Raw genomic sequence first — 18,754 nt, forward strand, 5'->3', positions numbered from 1 at the left:
AGACGTCGAGGCTCACACGGTCCGTGTGCCTGAGAGATTGACGGGGAGGTGTTGCTCCTTCGGCGCCCGAGACTGGCTGTCCCGGAACTCTCCCGCGTAAGCGCGACGTGCGAAAAGTCTAACCGGTCTTTCGGCTGGCGCGATTCTTGCGTCGCGACGCGAGTTCGTCCTCGGGCGTCGTCTCGAAATCGCCGCCGTCGGCGCGTTCGGCCGGGAAATCCGCGATCAAGCCGGTCAGTTCACGCATGGCGCCGTTCACCGCGATTCCGAAGACACCCTGTCCGCCCTGCAGCAGGTCGACGACCTCCTCGGCCGACGTGCACTCGTACACCGTCGTGCCGTCGGAGAACAGCGTGATGTTGGCCAGGTCGCCGACCCCGCGCTGACGCAGATGATCGACGGCGACACGGATGTTCTGCAGCGAGATTCCGGTGTCCAGGAGACGCTTGACGATCTTCAGGACGAGCATGTCCTTGAAGGAGTAGAGACGCTGACTACCCGAACCCGCCGCGCTCCGGATGGACGGGACGACAAGCCCGGTGCGAGCCCAGTAGTCGAGCTGCCGATACGTGATGCCCGCGATCTGGCACGCGCTGGGAACGCGGTAGCCGACAAGTTCGTCCGGGACCGAATCGTCCGGAAACAAGCCTGGCTGGAAGTCCGGGACGGAAGTCGCCGGGGTCGCCTCGGCCGCGGAGGTGTCGGACGATGCGGCGGTGTCGGACGACGCCGTGTCCACCGCGTCCTGTTCAGCGGTGTCCGGCGTGTCGGACGCTGAACCGTGGCGGCGTTCCTGCGGCTGATCTCCCACTGACTGCTCCCTCTTCGGATGTCTCGACACTGCGCACGGATCGCCAACTTCGTTCGATCCGGCCGGGCTCAATTCCCGGCTTCCTGCCGCGTGAGGTCCATTCCGCGTACGAGGCCAGAGTACTCCCCGGCACGCAGCGACGACATGGGATCGCCGAGCGGAACTCACAGGCGGAACGTTAGGACCCGAGTGAGGGCGAATCAACGCAACGCGCCGTAACACTGAACCTAAAGTTGAGGTTGAGACTCTTCCGTTATCGAATCGGGCGCTCTACCCGCCGGTGGCCTTGAAATCATCCGGGGATACCGACTCGAGAAACTCCTTGAACTTCTCGACTTCGTCTTCGCGTTCGTCGGGCATCAGCAAGCCCGCTTCGGCGAGGACCGGCTCCTCCGCGTAGATGGGAACTCCTGCGCGCAGCGCGATGGCGACCGAATCGGACGGTCGAGCCGAGACGCGCACCTCTTTGTCGAACACGAGATCGGCGTAGAACGTGCCCTCCTGGAGGTCGACGATTCGAACCTCTTTCAGGGTGTGCCCGAGGGCGCCGATCAGGTCTTTGATCAGGTCGTGGGTCAGCGGTCGGGCCGGCTGGACGCCTTGCTGCTCCAGCGCGATGGCTGCCGCCTCCGTCTGCCCGATCCAAATGGGCAGATACCGTTCTCCATCGGACTCCCGCAGCAGGAGAACCGGCTGGTTCTGCGGCTGCTCGACCCTGATACCGACGACTCGCATCTCACTCATGGTGACTGCCTCCCACACGCGTTGAAATCGGGCCGCAGGTCTGGGTCCGTCCACTGCATTCGAGTCTATGGGAAGTCGGCGGTCGTAGTGGTGTCCGCCGACTTTCCTCCGTACATCAACGATCGAGTGCCCCGCGCACCGCTGCCTTCACGAGACACGTGTGCAGAGTCAGCGACAACGCCGCGAGTTCGCGGATCATCTCCTCCGCGCGGTCTCGCGCACCGGCGTCTCGGCTCTTCGCAACGGGCCCGGCGATCTGCGCGACCAGACCCGCCTCGCGGTCGGCGGCCAATTTGAACGCGCGAAGGTGCCGAACTTCGAGTCCGAATTGCAACATCGCATGTGCGGTCTTGGCCAGAACGACCGAGCCTTCGTCGTAGAACCCGGCCTGGCCGGGCGTGATCAGGCCGGCGCGGATCAGCTCGGTGAGGAACGAATCCTCGATTCCCGCGCGCTCCAAGAGATCGCTCTTGCTCAGACGCACCTCACGGTCGGCGAGGAACTCTTCCGGCGACACCTCCCCCGGCGCGACGCTCAGCGAGCGCGGCCGGCGGGAGGTCGGCTCGGCACGCTCGACACGCGCCGCGCCACTGTCGATGGCCTCCAGTTGCTCCTTGATGACCTTCAGCGGCAGGTACTGATCTCGCTGCGCCGTCAAGACGTACTTCAGGCGTTCGCAATCGGCGATGGAAAACCGCCGATAGCCGGACGGCGTACGTTCCGGCGAGATCAATCCCTCTGCTTCGAGAAATCGGATCTTGGAGATGGTGACGTCGGGGAAGTCGGGCCGTAGTCGATCGAGGACGGAGCCAATCGACATCCCCCCGGGAGACCGCTGCCCGACGGCGGTCACTGGCTGCCCGCACCCGCAGACGACTCGCCGACCTGAGTACCGGCACCGCCGCGAGGCCCGGTCAGGAAGACCAGGCGGAACTTTCCGATCTGTACCTCGTCACCGTTGGCCAGAACGGCAGAGTCGACCGGTTCACGGTTGACGTACGTGCCGTTCAGGCTGCCCACGTCGACGACCTGGAACTCGTCCTCGTCCTGGCGGAATTCTGCGTGGCGACGGCTCACGGTCACGTCGTCCAGGAAGATGTCGCTGTCGGGGTGGCGGCCGGCCGACGTCGTCGGCTGGTCGAGCAGGAAACGGGAGCCGGCGTTCGGGCCTCTCTTCACCACGAGAAGCGCGGACCCGACCGGAAGGCCCTCCACACCCGACACCGGAGCCTCGGACGTCTGACTCGTCGCCGAGTTGTCCAGCTCCTGCAGGAAGTCTGCACGGAAGACCGAAGTGGTCTCCGCCGGCGACTCTCCGTAGATGCCGTCGTTGTCGTTCTCGCTCACCGTTTCTCCTTCTCAGTCCGATCACCCGGGCGACGTACACCTCGGGTCTCGCAGTAGACAGCTTTCACGTTCAGTTCTTTGTGCGGACCTGTGCCCCCGACACGGCATCTACATACCCACGACCGTACCCTGCACACGAGCATGGGTGTAGACCGTTTCTCCGGTCCGCTCCCGCGAAGTTACCCGGCCGTAATGGCAGCATATCCGTCCGCGTCGAGCATCTGTGACACCGCCGCGTCCAGTGTCGCTTCGGTGTCGACTTCCAACTCCACCAACCACCCGTCGGTGTACGGACCCGAGTTGACCTTCTCGGGCGCAGCATCCAGATCTTCGTTGACAGCAACGACTTTGGCCGTCAACGGCGCGAAGACGTCGGACACGCTCTTCGTCGACTCGACCTCGCCCAACGAAGTTCCTGCTGTGACCTCGTCGCCGACGGACGGAAGTTGAACGAAGACGACGTCGCCGAGTTGTCCTTGGGCGAAGTCGGTGATGCCGATCCTGACCGTCGTCGGTCCCGTCCGCAGAACCCATTCGTGCTCGGGCGTGTACGACAATTCGGCGGATGGCGCGTTGTCACTCAACTCGGCGGTCCTTTCGGGTGGTAGTCGAGCGGGCTCGACCTAGTTTCCGGGCTGAGCGTATTGACGTGATCGCGGGTCTCGCAAGGCAGACACGGTGACCTGCTGAGATTGAGACACTGCGCACTCCCCACTGCTTTTCGCAACCGTGTCGACGACGCCACCGGGGATGTCCAGCGCGGCCGACAGCGTCGGCGGGTCGCCGATCGCGGTGATGACGAAGGGCGCCTTCAATTCCCGGCCGTCGACCACCGTGTTACCCGCCGGACCGGCGATCCAGGAATCGATGCCTATGCGAACCGTTTCGTCTGTGGCACCGGCGATCTGCATCGCTTCGGCACCGGCTGCTCGAAGTTCCTGTACTGCATCGACGAGAACCTCGGACCCGACGCCGTTTCGTGGATCGGTCACCGTGACGACGACGCCAGGCCCGGTCGCTGCGACCGACCCGACCTGGATCGACAGTGCGTCGAGCTCGGCGCGAGCCTCGTCCAGCGCCGCGCCGGATCCCCCGCTCTCGTTCTGCAGCGTCGTCAACGTGTTCTGCAGGGTGGCGATGTCCTCCCGGATGGCTGCCTCTCGGCGGCCGAGGTTGTCCAACACGACGAGCAGATCGGCCGGCCTCGCGGAGTCGAGATAGTCCTCGTTGTCGTTGACTCGCACCTGCGCGGCCAGGCCGATTCCGAGGACCGTCATCAGCAGAACAGCCAGGCATCCGAACACGACCGACCGACGACGGTTCTCACCGCGGCGTTGATGGCGACCTTCCTGCGACACCGTGTCTCACGCTCCGAACAGGCGGCGCCGGAGTGCCGCAGCGTTTCCGAAGATCCTGATACCGAGGACGACGACGATCGCGGTCGACAGTTGGGTTCCGACACCGAGCTGATCGCCGAGCCACACGATCGACGCGGCAACGAGCACGTTGAAGACGAACGAGACGACGAACACCTTCGCGTCGAAGATCTCGTCGAGGTAGGCACGAAGACCGCCGAACACGGCGTCCAACGCGGCCACGACGGCGATGGGCAGATACGGGGCCACGGGGTCGGGCACCTCGGGACTCGCGACGCTCCCGATGACGACACCGATCGCGAGTGCCACGAAGGCCAACAGAATCAGGCTGCCACCGCGTCGCCGGTGCTCCGGCGGTTCGTGCGGAGAATCGTCGACGTCCTTGTGCGTGCGCTCGTCGGTCATCGTGGGCCGTCCTGGTGTGCGAGGGCGATCGGGCGGCTGGCCGCTGCGGGTAGATCGATCTCGGACTCGGCTCGCACGTCGAATCCGACGCGGTAGAGCTGCGACAGCGCCGACATCCGGAGGTACGCGTCGCTGACCGAGAATCGAGCTTGCAGCTGTGTCGGCGACCCTATCGCCGACACGGTGTAGGGCGACGGCACCGGCCGATTGTCGACGAGCATCGCCCCTCCCGCCTGCCTGATGGTGACACCAGGACCGATCCTGATGCCGCCGACCGCAACCGCTTCGGCGCCGCTGGCCCAGAGGGAGTTGACGACGACTTGCAGGTCTCGATCCAACACGGTCGCGGCGGATGATCCGCGGGGCCGGGTGGACGCGTCGGACAGGGTTGCCGCGGCCGGCGGCTCGGACACGACGACGCTGATGCCGGGGCCCGTCACGGGCGTCGTTCCTGCCGCGTCCGCGACGGACTGCAGCGAGCCGAGTACGTCGTTGCCCGCATCGTCGCTCTGCAAGGCTTCTCGTCGTGCCTCGTCGACCGCGACGACCAGTTCGGCGCGCTGCGCATCGAGCTCGTCGGCGCGATGCGACGCCTCGCGAGCTGCACCGAGCGCATCTCGTCCCACCCCCGGAGCATCGGACGGGTCGAGCGCTGTGCGGCCGACGGCGACGCCGAACACTGCCCCGACCGCGAGCGTTCCTGCGATCGTCCAGGTGGCGGCCGACCGTCGCGAGCGGTTGTTCTTCGCGTGGCGAGATTCCGACGCGGCCGCGTAGCCCGGGTCCAGATGCTCCGACGTCAGCGACCGAAGGAGCGAGGACTGGGGATTGCGCTGCGCCGGCCTACGCATGAGGAGTCGGCCTGCTTTCGGCTGTCGGAGTCGTCATGCCGACGAGAATCGCCTGGTACGTGTACAAGATGCCGGTCCACGTGTACAACGCCGTCCCCCAGACAAGGAGTGCATATCCGATCGGCGAGCACACGTCGGCGACGGTCGAATCCCCTGCAGCGATCAGCAGGACGGGCAACGCCATCATGATGACGAACGTCGCCGCCTTGCCGAGGTAGATGACCTGCGGCGGAGGGAGTCCCCGTCGCCGATACACGAACATCGTTCCCGCCAGGACGAGATCCCGCCCGATCAGCAAGGCCGCAACCCACCAGGGAATGATGCCGCGCACGACGAATGCGACGAGCGCGGTCACTACCGACAGCCGATCCACCAGTGGATCGAGCAGTTCACCGAGCCGTGACGACTGGTCGAGGGCGCGGGCGAGCTTCCCGTCGAGCCAGTCGGTCGCACCGCTCGCGAGCAGCACGGCGAGTGCGAGACCGTCGGCGTGGCGGACCAGGAGCAGGTAGAGGAACAGCGGAATCAGCAGCAGACGGAGCACACTGAGAACGTTCGGAACGGTCAGGATGCGATCGCCCCGATCAGTTTCGGACGGACTCACCACTCGCACCTCGATTCCTGAACTGGCGAACGCAGATGCGTCAGCGCCACGCGAACACCGGCTGTTCGAAGTCTGCCACGCGTGTGTGTCGTCCTCGAAGTACCACCTCTCGGAACTGGTGAACCACCGCGCCCGTGGGCGCGTGGACGAGCGACTCGCGGAACGGCCACTGGATCACCGGTCGTTCCGATTGCTCGATGGTCACGAATCGCGGATCGATGTCGATTTCCGACACCCCGACCTCGTACACGATGGCGACCTCGTCGGGACTCGGTTTCAGTTCGGCCAAGCGGTCACCGACCCAGACGACGAACGGCGTGATCACGTAGCCCGATCTGGTCTCGTAGTCGTCGAGGCGTCCCAGCACGGCATCCTGGTCTGCCCGCAACCCGAGCTCCTCGTGCAGTTCACGCAGGCAGGCCTCGACCGACGACTCGCCCGGATCCACACTGCCGCCGGGCAACGCGAACTGCCCCGGGTGTGCACGCAGGCGCGACGGCCGTTTGGTGAGAAGCAGTCGTCGGTGTCCCGGTGTGCCACCGATCGCCAGCGCCACGGACGCGGCCCGCTTCGCCCGGGCTGGGACCGTCGTGGGGACGAACGACGAGAGAGCAGCGACGACGTCGGAGCGTTCGAGTCGGTAGTCGGGCGGTTCACCGGCGCCCGACGCGTCCGCCGTGTTCGCTGTCAGGACTTCGCCGACAACGCGACGACGGGAATGACCCGCGACGTCTTCTTCTCGTACTCCGCGAAGCCGGGGTACAGCTCTGCCTGTTTGCGATACAACTCGTCACGCTCGGTGCCGGTGATCTCCAAAGCCACGACGTCGACCGTCGAATCCCCCACCTCGATCGCGGCATCCGGGTTGGCCTTGAGGTTGTGGTACCAGTCGGGATTCGTGTCGGCCCCTGCCTTCGACGCGAAGATGACGTAACGATCGTCGTCGGGCAGGTACATCACGGGGCTGATGCGCCGAGCACCGGACTTGGCCCCCGTGCTGTGAAGCAGCAGCAGTGGCGCCCCCTCGAACGGCCCTCCCACTTTGCCGTGATTCGCGCGGAACTCCGCGATGACTTGCTCGTTGAAATCGGCCATCGAACACTCCTCGTCTGCGGCTGAACGGTGCGGTTCACTCTACCGAGACGGGGCGTCGAAACACCGGCTCCGGTCAACGCGCCGCGGCGCGACCTGCAGCTCGGCCCGAGAAGATGCATCCACCCAGGAATGTGCCCTCGAGCGACCGGTAACCGTGGACTCCGCCTCCACCGAACCCGGCCACTTCACCGGCTGCGAACAGCCCGTCGAACGGTTGTCCGTCGCGACGAAGAACTCGGGAATCGAGGTCGGTTTCGAGCCCGCCGAGTGTCTTCCGGGTCAGAAGATGGAGCTTGACCGCGATCAAGGGTCCCGATGCAGGATCGGACATCCGATGCGGCGTGGCGATCCGTGCGGCCTTGTCGCCCCTGTATCTACGGGCCGCATGAATGGCCGACACCGAGAGGTCCTTGCTGAAGTCGTTGTCCATTTCCCGGTCGCGTGCGGTGACCAGTCGTTCGATGTCGCCTGCTTTCAGTTCGACCTCGCCGATCCGGTTCATGCCGGCTACCAGTTCGCCGATCGAGTCGGCGACGACGAAATCCTCGCCGCGACGCTTGAAGGCTTCGACCGGTCCCGGTGCTCCGGATCGCACGCGTTCGAGAAGCTTGCGGACGCTCTTGCCCGTCAGGTCCGGGTTCTGTTCCTGGCCGGACAGCCCGAACTCCTTCTCGATGATCTTCTGATCGAGCACGAACCACGAGTAGTCGTATCCGGTCCGGACGATGTGTTCGAGTGTGCCGAGGGTGTCGAATCCGGGAAACAGCGGTGCGGGCAACTGTTGTCCGTGCGCGTCGAGCCACAGCGACGACGGGCCGGGCAGGATCCGGATACCGTGGTTCGGCCACACCGGGTCGAAGTTGGTGATTCCTTCGGTGTAGTGCCACATGCGGTCCGGATTGATGACGCTCGCGCCCGCGTCGGCGGTGATCTGCAACATTCTGCCGTCGACGTGCGCCGGTACACCGGTGAGCATGTGCTTGGGCGCAGGCCCCATGCGCTCGGGCCAGTTCTTCTTGACCAGGTCCCAATTCGCGCCGATGCCTCCGGACGTGACGATGACCGCGGGCGCGTCGAACTCGAACTCTCCGATGCCGAGACGCGACGACGGGACTCCGCGTGGCGCGCTCGACGGTTCGAGAACGGTGCCGCGCACGCCGGTAGCGGCGCCGTCGGTGACGACGATGTCGTCGACACGGTGGCGGTGCGCGAGCGTGACCAGCCCGTCGGTGACGCCCTTGCGCACGATATCGGCGAAGATCTCGACGAGCGCAGGCCCTGTCCCCCAGGTGATGTGGAACCGCGGAACCGAATTGCCGTGTCCGGTGGCACCGTATCCACCTCGTTCCGCCCATCCGACGAGCGGGAAGATCTTCAATCCTCTTTGCCGGAGCCAGCTTCGCTTCTCCCCTGCGGCGAACTCGACGTAGGCTTCCGCCCAGCGACGCGGCCACCGGTCTTCTTCGCGGTCGAACCCGGCCGTGCCCATCCAGTCCTGCAAGGCAAGCTCGTGCGAATCCTTGATGCCGAAGCGGCGCTGCTCGGGACTGTCGACGAAGAACAAGCCACCGAACGACCAGAACGCCTGACCACCGAGATTGGCCTCGCTCTCCTGATCCACCAGAATCACGTGCTTGCGCGACGCCACGAGCTCGGCCGTCGCGACCAGGCCTGCCAGGCCCGCCCCCACGACGACGACATCCGCCTTGGAAACGACCATGTCCACCCCTTCTCATCCACACCCCGCCGGTACTGCGCTCCGACTGTAGACGCCATGGCGAACGAGTCGAGGGCGAACGCACGGGTTCTGCACTACTCTGCTGTCGACTGCCGACCGGAAGGTACCTGCCATGCCCGTTCGCACCACCGACGACGATCACGTTCCCAGCGTTCTCTGCGTCCACGCGCACCCCGACGACGAAGCGCTCTTCACCGGGGGCGTGTTGGCCCGCACCGCTCGTCGGGGCGGACGGACCGGCGTCGTCACCTGTACGTGGAGCGAGGGAAGCGGCCGGGTCGAGGAACTTCGGCGGTCGCTCGACATTCTGGGCGCCGGCGAGCCGCGCCTGCTCGGGTATACCGACAACGCGTTCGACGACGGGGTGAAGTTCTGTTCCGCGCCGTTCGACGAGGCGGTCGGGAAAGTCGTCGGCCACATCAGGGACTTCCGTCCCGACGTCGTCGTCACGTACGACGCCTTCGGTTCCTACGGACATCCGGACCACGTCCACGCACACAGGGTGACCATTGCCGCTGTGGAGGCCGCAAGTCATCACCAGCTCTACCCGAACGCCGGGACGCCATGGGCGCCGTCGCATCTGTGTTTCGCGACGTTTCCGCGCAGCGAGGTCGAGAACCGGTGGGGAACGCTGTTCGGCGGCACGGCACCGCAGCCCGGCCCCGGAATCCCCGGCGTCGACGACGAACTCGTGACGGTGACCGTCGACGTTCGGGAGTTCTTCGAGACGAAGTGGGCCGCATTCACGGCCCACGAATCCGAACTCGCGCGCGGCGGCGGCGCGAGCCAGTTCGTCGCCATGAACGACTTGGATCGACGCGACACCCTCGGCACGGAGTGGTTCATCCATCGACAGCTGAGAGGCGACGCGACGGACCCCTTCGCGCCTCGGTGACCTGCGCGTCGACGCGGCCGCGTCGTGGTGTCGCCGACGACGCGTACCGTGGTCGAAGACCACTGAAGTCGAACGAGTAGGTCCGGAGAGTTCACCTCGTGCGATGGGACGACCGGCTGCGTCGCGAGCGCCTGGCGCAGACTCGGCTGGGGCACGACTGGATCGTTCTCGGCCGAACGCGTCGCGCGCTCCTACGCACGGCACTCGCCCTGATTCCACTCCTGCTCGTGCTGAATCTGTACTGGCAGCACGACGTCGCGCCCGAACAACGCAGACTCGCGTCGACGACTCCTCAGGTCGATCAGATCTTCGATGCAGCGGATCCTCGAGACCGCGCTACCGCCGTCGTCGACATGGTCGGACTGGGCAACGTCGATGCAGCACCGACCGCGATGTCGCTCCCTGCATTCGGTGCGATCGGCCGCGTCTGGGCGGTGCGCTACGACAACCGCGGTATCGACACCGAGGTGATCGGCCAGCTGATCGCCGCGCGCGCGAAGACCGCGGGGGTGAAGAACGTCGTGCTGGTCGGCCACAGCATGGGTGGCGTCGTCGCGCTCGAGGTCGCGCAGCATCTGTACGAGGACAGCGACGTCCGCGTGACCGGAATCGTGTTGGACTGCACGCCCCTCGACCTGCACGCCGTGCGCGCAAGCAGTCGAGACGCAGGTGAGAACCTGTTGCGGTGGATCGGCTGGCTGCCGGGAGCGCGTGAGAGTCGCACGCTACGCACCGTCGTCGAGATGGCCGCTCGCTCCGAGAGATTCGTCGACCTGCATTCGTCGTGGTACCCGAGAATCCACTGGGACGACGCCGTCGACGCGTTCGACGAAGTCATGCGGGACAAGATCCTGAACCCCTCGGCCGCGAGCAACGGGTTCATCGAGTCGCAGTTCAGGACCATCGTCGCGTCCGGCGCACTCGACAACCTCGATGCGCTGAACCGCCCGGTCGACGGAAAGCCCAGTCCGGCAATCGTCTTCATGCGTCCCTCGATCGGACGCGCGGACGGCGTCGTCGACGTCGACTATTCGCAGTCGATCCTGTTCGACCGGGTAGGTGGATCCGACGGGCAGCTACGTGTCGTCCGCATGCCGGGAACCGGTCATGCGAATCCGCGCCAGGAACCGCAGCGGTACAACGATGCCGTCGTCGACCGTGTACTGCCGTTTCTCGAACCACGCGTGTTCTCGTCGGGCCGCTCGGCGCTCCCGGTGAGCGGCGACGTCACTCGTCGGACGACGTCGCCGGGGTGACCGACGCTGCGGCGGCCCGCGACGCTATGGTCGTGACGGACACCCAGCGTGGATCCATCCGAAACCCCTCAGGAGTTATCCGATGCCCCACCCGTATCCGGTGCGCGAGATCGCGAGGCAAGCCGGCGTCAGCGAGGCGACCGTCGATCGCGTCCTGCACAAACGCCCAGGTGTGCGTGCCGGTACCGTCCTGCAGGTGGAACAGGCGATCGCCGACCTCGATCGTCAGCGCACGCAACTGAGGCTCTCCGGCCGGACGTTCATGGTCGACGTCGTGATGGACACACCCAATCGATTCTCCCGTCTCGTGCGCGAGTCCCTCGAGGCCGAGCTTCCGGGCTTGCGGCCCGCGGCCATCCGCGCACGGTTTCATCTGAAGGAGGGTTGGCCGGTCGACGACCTCGTCGCGACCCTGGACTCCGTCGCCGCGAAGGGCAGCCACGGCGTCATCCTGAAAGCTCCGGACACACCTGCCGTGGCTGCGGCGATCGATCGAGTGACGGCCGCGGGCGTTCCGGTTCTGACGCTCGTGACGGACGTACCCGCGAGCAATCGGATCGCGTACGTCGGGATGGACAACCGCGCCGCGGGAAGCACTGCGGCATATCTGGTGTCGCAGTGGCTACGGCAGTCCGACGCGGCCGTCCTGGTCATGACGAGCCGCAATTTCTTCCGCGGCGAGGAAGAACGAGAGATGGGCTTTCGTGCCGCGATGCGAGCACGAGACCCAGGTCGTCGCATCGTGGAGATCTCGGACACCGACGGCCTCGACGACACGTCTCGGATACTCGTCGCCGCCGAGTTGGAGCGAGGCCAGGACATCCGCGCTGTCTACTCCATCGGTGGCGGCAATTCCGGTGTGCTCGATGCATTTTCGGCCGCCGGACGCGAATGCGAAGTGTTCGTCGGACACGATCTGGCCCAGGAGAATCGTGCGCTTCTGCAGACCGGTCACCTGACGGCGGTGTTGCACCACGACCTGCGCGAGGACATGCGGTACGCGGCCCGGTCCATCATGACGTTCCACGGGGCGCTGTCGGGCTCGGTCCGTACCGTCCGGTCCAAGATCGACGTCATCACCCCGCACAACATGCCGGGGCGATGACGCGTTCGGTGTCAGTTGTTCTCGGGGAGGCCGCTGATCCAGGACGTGCTGCGGACACCGTCGGTGATCGCGAGGACGTCGGCGAGCAATTCCTCGTCGATGGGCGCCGAGACGGCGGCCACTGCTGCATCGAGGTTCTTGGCCTTGGTCGTGCCGATCACCGTTGTCGCACAACCGGATCGCTGAATCGAGAACTGGTTGGCGAGAAAGGACACGTCCACGCCGCGAGCGGCACACAGCGCGGAGACGGCGCGTGCCGCATCGAGAATCTCCTGCGGAGCAGGCAGATCGATCCGCAGGCCTGCTGGCGTCAGTAGACCGAGAGCGACTGCGGCAGCGTTGATCACGGCCGTGTCGTTGTCGCGGCACACCGGAGCGAGTACCGTCTCGAGTTCGGTGTTCAGCAACGTGAAGTGGGCGTAAGAGAGGATAACGTCGAGGTCCGTCTCGGTCACCGCGCGGGCCAGCGTGTGCATCGGATATCCGGTCATGCCGATGTAGCGGCACTTGCCCTCGTCGCGCAGCGAGACGAGCTCCGCGTAGGCGTCGCCGAACACGCCGTCGAGAGAGACGAACTCGATGTCGTGCAGTTGGAACACGTCGACGTGATCGGTGCCCAGCAGCTCGAGGCTGCGCTCGAGGCTCGTGCGAATCCCGTTGGGCGAGAAGTCGAAATCGTTCGCACCGTTGCGACCCGCCTTGGTGCCGATCAATACCTCGTCGCGTATTCCGGCGACGGCGCGACCGAGCCGGCGTTCGGCCAACCCCTGCCCGTAGTACGGGGACGAGTCGAAGAAATTGATTCCGGCGTCGACTGCGCGACGAACGGCGTCGAGCGCCGCCGTTTCGTCGGCACTTCCGAACATGTCGCCGAGGGGCGCCGTTCCGAACGATACGGCGGAGACCTTCAGCCCGGTGCTACCGAGGGTGTTGTACTGCATGGATTTTCGCGACTCCAGTCAGGTGAGGTGGTGCACCCGATTATTCAGGGCGGGCGGCAGCTCGGACAAGCGACCTGTCCATCAATTGTCCCTCGAGGTCACGAGAGCACCGTTGCGGCGCTCGAAGCCCTTGCGGTCGTAGAGGCGAACGACGACGAGACCGACCAGAAGACCGATCGCCATACCGATCGACGTCATGGTCACTCCGTGTCCGAGGCCTGCGTCCCATCGGGCGTCGAAGTAGAGGATCGCGCGCACCGCGAGGTAGACCTGGTGCATCGGCTCGAACTGTGCGAGCCATCCGAAGATCCTCGGTGCGGCGCTGATCGGGACGGTTGCGCCCGCCGACGGTAGCCCCAGAACGACGAACAGGATCAGGTTGATCAAGAGGCCGAGCGTGCCGAACACCGACACGATGGACACCGCCGTCACACCGACCGCGGTGATGGCCAACGCCCCGTACATCCACAGCAGCAGCGAATGCGACGACGGCATACCCAGCGCGTGGGAGATCAGCAGATACAAAGCCGACACCACCAGGCCGACGATGGCCATGAGCGCCCACTTGATCAGCATGGTCTGCAGGCGGGATATGGGCGCGGCCGCCGTGTGACGGAAGAACGGCCCGTACTCGGTCGGCGTGAATCCCAGGACGCTGTCGACCAGAGAGCTGACGACCATCGCGCCCGTGAAGCCGGCGAGAAGGAGCAACAGCGCATAGTAGAACGCAGACAGGCCGAGGCCGGTTCCGTCCGGGAGTGGATCGTGCGGAGTGACGATGATGTCGATCGGCTCGGCGAGCGTCAGTGCAGCGGCGCCCGAGATCGGCGACGCTTCGGTCGCACCGAGCTGTGCCTGCACCTGCTCCGTGAGCTGTTGTCCGACCTTGGCATTGGCTTCACCGAGCGCCTGATCGCCGATCGCGCTGAACAACGACGAGCCGAGGGTTCCTGCACGCGGGTTCGTGTAGACGGTGATGACAGGCTTGTCGACGTCGCCTGCAACGACACTGGCCTGCGCCAGTATGGACAGGCGTTTCGTGAAGTCGCTCGGAATGACGATGGCGCCGAACACGTCTCCACTGTCGAGTTGGTCGTGCGCCTGCGCGATCCCCATCTGCCTGAGGTCGACGGTGTTCGGGTCGATCCCTGCAACCAGTCCATCGCGAATCTGGTTGCCGAAATTCGCCTGTTCACCCGTCGGCAGAACGTCCCCTTCATCGCTGACGACGAGAGCGATCGGGAAGTCGTGCAAGCTCTTCTTCGGATCGAGGATGCCACCCATGTACACCGCAGCCAGCACGGACATCAGCACCGACACCACGAGGATCGGTGCGATCCACAGCCGAGGCACGCGAAGCGCACCTGCACCGGATCGCTCGTGCTGCCCGTGCTCGGGCTTCCCGTCTGTCATCCACGACTCCTCGAACGCAGTGAGAGGTCCGTCGCGTGCACCACGCGGCAAACCCTTGCCGGTCGGCGACACCGATCGCCGATCACCGGAAGCCTACTTCCGCCCCTCGTAGAGCGGGTGCGCCCAGGGTCGTCGTCCACGACGGCACATCCTCCGGAGCGACGCCTCCTGCTTCGCCGTAGATCACGGCGAGCGTGTCGCGTTCGAAGTCCGAGCCTTCGTAGGCACTCGGCAGTGCAGCGTCGGAAGCCGCGGGTACCGCGGAGTACTGCGGCGCCGGCAACTCCGGAACATCCTGCGGCCCCGGGTTTCTCGACGGGACCTGGTACGAACCGTCGTTCACGGAACCGCCCGGATACTGGCCGAAGAATTCACCGGCGGCGGTATCGGCAGGTTCGAAGCACCGGGGCCCGCGGTTGTCGAGGAACCGCGGCTCGTCCTGGTTCGGCAGGTAGCGGCCCTTGGGGTTCACGATCGGCATCGTGACGTTGATGCCGCGGTATTCGTCGCCCACGCCGATGACTTTCTGCGCCTCGGCAACTGTCGGAACGAACTGCGCGAACGTACATCCGAAGGAAGGCGAGTACTCGGCCAGAAGCTCGAGCGCTCGACGGGAGTCCGCGGCGATGCCGACGAGGTTGTCCGAATTCGCCTGCAGGAAATCCGAAGTCGTACCGGCCGTCGACGTGAGTGTTGCGATCAGCGTGTCCACCGCAGGTCGCGGTTCGACCACCGTGTTCCCTGTCACGGTGAGATTGTCGAGGGCGTCCACCAACTGCGGGGCCGCATCCGAATAGGTTTGCGTCAGATCCGCGAGGCCACGCAGATCGTCCTGAATGGTGGGCAGTTCGGTGTTCAGGGCGGCGAAGATGCGCTCGAGTCGGTCGATCGTCAACCCGAGATCGCTGCCGCGCCCGGTCAGTCCCTGCGCCAGCGCTCCGAGCGTGCTCGCGAGGTCCTGCGGCGGAACGGCTTCGAGCAGCGGAAGCAGGTTGTCCAGCAGCTGGCCCACCTCGATGGCTGCGCCGCTCGTGTCCTGCCTCAGCACGGAGCCGTTCGTGATCGGCTCTCTCCCCGCGCCTTTCGGCACGATCAGCGACACGAATCGCTCACCGAACAACGTCTTCGGCAGCAGACGAGCCGTCGTGTCCGACGGAATGAGGTCGGCCTTGTCCGGATCGATGGACAGACGGGCGGTGACCACACCGTCGGCCGCCGACGTGGATCGCACCTCCCCCACGATCAAGCCGCGAACCTTCACGTCGGCGTTGGCGGGCAACGCGTTTCCGACGGAGTCGGTGATCAGATCGACGTCGACAACCGTCTTGAACGTCTTGGAATACGACGTGATCGACCACGCGACGAACACGATGATCATCAGGAACAGGAGCATGCCGAGCAGTCGCCGCTTCAGCGGTGACGGAGATTCGATCATGCGGCGACGCCCGGCCGCGACCCGATTCCGGCCGAGCGTCGCGCAGACCGACAGGACGACACGAGGAGGGGGTGTGCGCTCATTCCGCGAATCTTAATGTAACGCGGGGTCACAGTTACAAGGGAATGTGACGCACACGATCACCCGACGGCTGTCACTCCGCGCGACGGCCGGTGACCAACAGATACTCCCATTCCATCGACGTTCCGTCGTAGAACTCCTCGGCCAGTTCCCGCAGGACTGCGTCCAGTGCCCGAACCTTGTCCGGCTCGGCCTCGATGCGCGAGTACACCGCGATGGTCGGACCGTACTTGGCCTTGAAGTAGTCGAGGAAGCCGTCGGGCTCCGCGAACATGTCGACGACCAACTTCTTCCTCGTGCACTGCAGGTCGGCGACTCGATCTCCGAACAACTCTCGCACGTGAGCCTCGTCACCCCACAGGGGCGGAGGCTGCGCTCCGGGCGGGGGCGGTGCCGCGTACGGCTTCAGTGCGGCGAACATGCGGCCGATGAAGCCCGTGGGGGTCCAGTTGACCATCCCTATCGACGCGCCTGGCCGGGCGACGCGAATCATCTCGTCGGCTCCCGCTCGATGGTGCGGCGCGAACATCACCCCGATGCACGACAGCACCGCATCGAACTCGCCGTCCTTCCACGGGAGCGCCTCGGCGTCGGCCTCACGCCACTCGATGTCGGTGAGTCCGCGTTCTGCCGCGAGTCGCCGTCCTTCGTCGAACAATTCCGGTGTCAGGTCCGAAGCCACGACGTGCGCGCCGCATGCCGCAGCGGCAAGCGCCACGTTGCCACTGCCCGCAGCCACGTCCAGTACTCGTTGTCCTGGCGATATCGAACACGCATGGACGAGCATCGGTCCCAGTTCGCCCACTACCTCGGCTGCAATGGCCGGGTAGTCACCCATCGCCCACATCGAGCGATGAGCCGCCTTCAGCGCACGGTCGGCGGCGATGGTGTCGATCGAGTCGGTCATGACATCCTCCTCTCGCGATTCGTTACCTCGACATGCTGTCTTCGAATGGTAAAAGCACTGCTCCCACTGCCTCCAGTACTGAATCTGTACCGCCTCGGGCTTCGGGCGAACAGGACCGGACGACTCTGTCGGTCCCGGCCGACCCGTCGTAACATCCGGCACATGGGGGCGACCTACCACCAGTTGTGTCCCGCGGCGAAAGCGATGGAACTGTTCGACGAGCGCTGGACACTCCTCGTCGTCCGCGAACTCGTTCTGGGAAGCAAGCGGTTCAACGAACTTCGACGGCAACTTCCGACTATGTCGCCGACGCTGCTGTCCAAACGACTGCATCGGTTGTCCATTGCCGGGATCGTCGAGAAATGCGTCGTCGACGACGACGTCCACTACGCACTCACCGAGTCCGGGCGAGATCTGCGCACGGTCGTCGACGCGCTGGGAGCATGGGGTGCACGCTGGCTCGACACTGCCGACGATGCGCACGCGCTGACGTGACGACACCTCGCACTGCACCGCGCGCGCTGACCCGTTTTCTCGGCTGCGTACGGAATGATCGGGATGGTGTCCGCATCGGTGCGGGCGGTGACGTGACTTCTGGAGGTATGGGTGGCCGAGCATCGGGTGTTCGATGTGTCCGTTCGCGGCGACGAGGAGGACGCCCGGCAACTACTGAACGACCCCACCATCGCGGTTCTCGACACCGTCGACCAGCAGCGGCGATCGCTGGCAGAGCTGCTCCCGAGGCCGGTGACCGAGCTCGAGGAGCAGGCGCGCTGGGTGCACTACCCGTGGCGCCGGACCGTCGCGCGAGTTCTCGGCCCCGACGGTTTCCACCGGCTTCGCTTGGACCGCAACCGGGACAAGATCACTCTCGACGAACAACGGACGTTTCGGGGTCTGAAGATCGGAGTCGTGGGGCTGAGCGTCGGGCACGCGATCGCCCATACTCTCGCCCTCGAGGGGTTGTGCGGTGAGCTGCGGCTGGCCGACTTCGACGAACTCGATCTGTCCAACCTCAATCGGGTTCCGGCGTCGGTGTTCGATCTCGGCGTCAACAAGTCCGTTCTCGCCGCCCGTCGCATCGCCGAAATCGACCCGTACCTGCCGGTTGTGGTGTTCACCGACGGCATCACCGAAGCGTCGATCGACGAGTTCGTCGACGGGCTCGATCTGGTGATCGAGGAATGCGACTCGTTGGAAGTAAAGCTGCTCGTCCGCGAGCACGCACGCCGACGACGTATCCCGGTGGTGATGGAAACCAGCGACGGCGGAGTGCTCGACGTCGAGAGGTTCGATCTCGACCCGGACCGACCGCTGCTACACGGACTTCTGCCGGATCTCGGACCCGCCCGGTTCTCGGCCATGACTGCCGAGGAGAAGACGGCAGTAGCTGCATCGATCCTCGACCCCGCGAAGATCACCGCCCGGATGGCGGCATCGGTACCGCAGATCGGATCGACTCTGTCCACGTGGCCGCAGCTCGGCGGCGATGTCGCGCTCGGCGGGGCGGCCGTGGCCGCGGCAGTACGGACGTTCGGACGCGGTGAGTCACTCCCGTCCGGTCGCAGACGTATCGATCTCGACGCACTGCTGCGCGCCGGTGAGGATCCGCTGGCCCGACAACGTGATTCCGCGGCACGCGCCGCCGTGCCGTCGCAGTCCGCATCGGGTGACGACGCCGACACCGCTTAGCGGACTAACTTCGTGCGTGTGATCTCTAGGTAGTGTTCGTTCGGTCCACTTCCCGATT

Annotated in this window: 20 protein-coding genes, 1 pseudogene and 1 riboswitch; of the genes and pseudogenes, 5 read left to right on the forward strand and 16 right to left on the reverse strand. The window is 65.4% G+C overall.

Annotated elements, in window-relative coordinates:
- Positions 1 to 7 precede the first annotated feature (7 nt).
- Positions 8 to 105, reverse strand: a riboswitch (glycine riboswitch).
- 13 nt (positions 106 to 118) lie between these two features.
- The 12 genes from A3K89_RS22815 to A3K89_RS22870 all read right to left on the reverse strand — a co-directional run bounded on the left by A3K89_RS22815 (position 119) and on the right by A3K89_RS22870 (position 8,953).
- A complete protein-coding gene (locus A3K89_RS22815) occupies positions 119 to 811 on the reverse strand; it encodes a MerR family transcriptional regulator (protein ID WP_371828822.1) in 693 nt (230 codons plus the stop codon).
- Positions 812 to 1,081: 270 nt separating this feature from the next.
- Positions 1,082 to 1,555: a bifunctional nuclease family protein gene (locus A3K89_RS22820; RefSeq protein ID WP_068431205.1), complete on the reverse strand. Its 474-nt coding sequence runs from the start codon at positions 1,553 to 1,555 to the stop codon at positions 1,082 to 1,084.
- Between the two features lie 115 nt (positions 1,556 to 1,670).
- Positions 1,671 to 2,408, reverse strand: coding sequence for a transcriptional regulator FtsR (ftsR, locus tag A3K89_RS22825; protein WP_068431208.1), 738 nt, complete (start codon positions 2,406 to 2,408; stop codon positions 1,671 to 1,673).
- Positions 2,405 to 2,902, reverse strand: coding sequence for an oxoglutarate dehydrogenase inhibitor Odhl (gene odhI / locus A3K89_RS22830; RefSeq protein WP_068431211.1), 498 nt, complete (start codon positions 2,900 to 2,902; stop codon positions 2,405 to 2,407). Before odhI ends, ftsR begins: the two co-directional genes overlap by 4 nt.
- A gap of 179 nt (positions 2,903 to 3,081) precedes the next feature.
- Complete coding sequence (gene gcvH, locus A3K89_RS22835) at positions 3,082 to 3,486, reverse strand: glycine cleavage system protein GcvH (RefSeq protein ID WP_068431214.1); 405 nt, start codon at positions 3,484 to 3,486, stop codon at positions 3,082 to 3,084.
- Positions 3,487 to 3,525: 39 nt separating this feature from the next.
- The gene (locus A3K89_RS22840) at positions 3,526 to 4,260 is read right to left on the reverse strand and encodes a DUF881 domain-containing protein (RefSeq protein WP_068431216.1); all 735 of its coding nucleotides are present in this window, start codon (positions 4,258 to 4,260) and stop codon (positions 3,526 to 3,528) included.
- Between the two features lie 6 nt (positions 4,261 to 4,266).
- Positions 4,267 to 4,683 carry a small basic family protein gene (locus tag A3K89_RS22845; protein ID WP_084424016.1) on the reverse strand — a complete coding sequence of 139 codons (417 nt, stop codon included), beginning with the start codon at positions 4,681 to 4,683 and terminating at the stop codon, positions 4,267 to 4,269.
- Positions 4,680 to 5,534, reverse strand: a complete 855-nt coding sequence (locus A3K89_RS22850; RefSeq protein WP_068431218.1) for a DUF881 domain-containing protein — start codon at positions 5,532 to 5,534, stop codon at positions 4,680 to 4,682. Before A3K89_RS22850 ends, A3K89_RS22845 begins: the two co-directional genes overlap by 4 nt.
- A complete protein-coding gene (locus tag A3K89_RS22855; RefSeq protein ID WP_243636803.1) occupies positions 5,527 to 6,138 on the reverse strand; it encodes a CDP-alcohol phosphatidyltransferase family protein in 612 nt (203 codons plus the stop codon). The genes A3K89_RS22850 and A3K89_RS22855 overlap by 8 nt, the downstream gene beginning before the upstream one ends.
- A gap of 40 nt (positions 6,139 to 6,178) precedes the next feature.
- Entirely contained in the window at positions 6,179 to 6,829 is a 651-nt protein-coding gene (locus A3K89_RS22860; protein WP_068431224.1) for an NUDIX hydrolase, read from the reverse strand.
- Positions 6,826 to 7,233, reverse strand: coding sequence for a nitroreductase family deazaflavin-dependent oxidoreductase (locus tag A3K89_RS22865; RefSeq protein WP_068431226.1), 408 nt, complete (start codon positions 7,231 to 7,233; stop codon positions 6,826 to 6,828). Before A3K89_RS22865 ends, A3K89_RS22860 begins: the two co-directional genes overlap by 4 nt.
- A 73-nt stretch (positions 7,234 to 7,306) precedes the next feature.
- Positions 7,307 to 8,953 (reverse strand): FAD-binding dehydrogenase, encoded by a 1,647-nt coding sequence (locus A3K89_RS22870; protein WP_068431483.1) that lies wholly within the window; start codon positions 8,951 to 8,953, stop codon positions 7,307 to 7,309.
- A 130-nt stretch (positions 8,954 to 9,083) separates the two neighbouring features.
- Between A3K89_RS22870 and A3K89_RS22875 the strand changes: the two genes are divergently transcribed.
- From A3K89_RS22875 to A3K89_RS22885, 3 genes are all read left to right on the forward strand, one after another.
- Complete coding sequence (locus A3K89_RS22875; protein ID WP_068431229.1) at positions 9,084 to 9,866, forward strand: PIG-L family deacetylase; 783 nt, start codon at positions 9,084 to 9,086, stop codon at positions 9,864 to 9,866.
- A gap of 98 nt (positions 9,867 to 9,964) precedes the next feature.
- On the forward strand, positions 9,965 to 11,122 hold the full coding sequence (locus tag A3K89_RS22880) for an alpha/beta fold hydrolase (protein WP_084424018.1): 1,158 nt from the start codon (positions 9,965 to 9,967) through the stop codon (positions 11,120 to 11,122).
- 82 nt (positions 11,123 to 11,204) lie between these two features.
- A complete protein-coding gene (locus A3K89_RS22885) occupies positions 11,205 to 12,227 on the forward strand; it encodes a LacI family DNA-binding transcriptional regulator (protein ID WP_068431232.1) in 1,023 nt (340 codons plus the stop codon).
- An 11-nt stretch (positions 12,228 to 12,238) separates the two neighbouring features.
- Here the strand turns inward: A3K89_RS22885 and A3K89_RS22890 are convergent, their stop codons facing one another.
- The 4 genes from A3K89_RS22890 to A3K89_RS22905 form a co-directional block, all read right to left on the reverse strand.
- On the reverse strand, positions 12,239 to 13,168 hold the full coding sequence (locus A3K89_RS22890; protein ID WP_068431235.1) for an aldo/keto reductase: 930 nt from the start codon (positions 13,166 to 13,168) through the stop codon (positions 12,239 to 12,241).
- 81 nt (positions 13,169 to 13,249) lie between these two features.
- Positions 13,250 to 14,581, reverse strand: coding sequence for a YhgE/Pip domain-containing protein (locus A3K89_RS22895; RefSeq protein WP_068431484.1), 1,332 nt, complete (start codon positions 14,579 to 14,581; stop codon positions 13,250 to 13,252).
- A gap of 82 nt (positions 14,582 to 14,663) precedes the next feature.
- Entirely contained in the window at positions 14,664 to 16,016 is a 1,353-nt protein-coding gene (locus A3K89_RS22900; RefSeq protein WP_068431238.1) for an MCE family protein, read from the reverse strand.
- A gap of 154 nt (positions 16,017 to 16,170) precedes the next feature.
- A complete protein-coding gene (locus tag A3K89_RS22905; RefSeq protein ID WP_068431242.1) occupies positions 16,171 to 17,004 on the reverse strand; it encodes a class I SAM-dependent methyltransferase in 834 nt (277 codons plus the stop codon).
- A 162-nt stretch (positions 17,005 to 17,166) separates the two neighbouring features.
- Between A3K89_RS22905 and A3K89_RS22910 the strand changes: the two are divergent.
- Together A3K89_RS22910 and A3K89_RS22915 are read left to right on the forward strand one after the other, a co-directional pair.
- A pseudogene (locus A3K89_RS22910) lies at positions 17,167 to 17,481 on the forward strand (winged helix-turn-helix transcriptional regulator); the annotation flags it as partial.
- A 129-nt stretch (positions 17,482 to 17,610) separates the two neighbouring features.
- A complete protein-coding gene (locus A3K89_RS22915; RefSeq protein ID WP_068431244.1) occupies positions 17,611 to 18,696 on the forward strand; it encodes an Rv1355c family protein in 1,086 nt (361 codons plus the stop codon).
- Positions 18,697 to 18,754 lie beyond the last annotated feature (58 nt).

Origin of the sequence: Rhodococcoides kyotonense (assembly GCF_001645385.1) — a bacterium.
Taxonomy (GTDB): Bacteria; Actinomycetota; Actinomycetes; order Mycobacteriales; family Mycobacteriaceae; genus Rhodococcoides; species Rhodococcoides kyotonensis_B.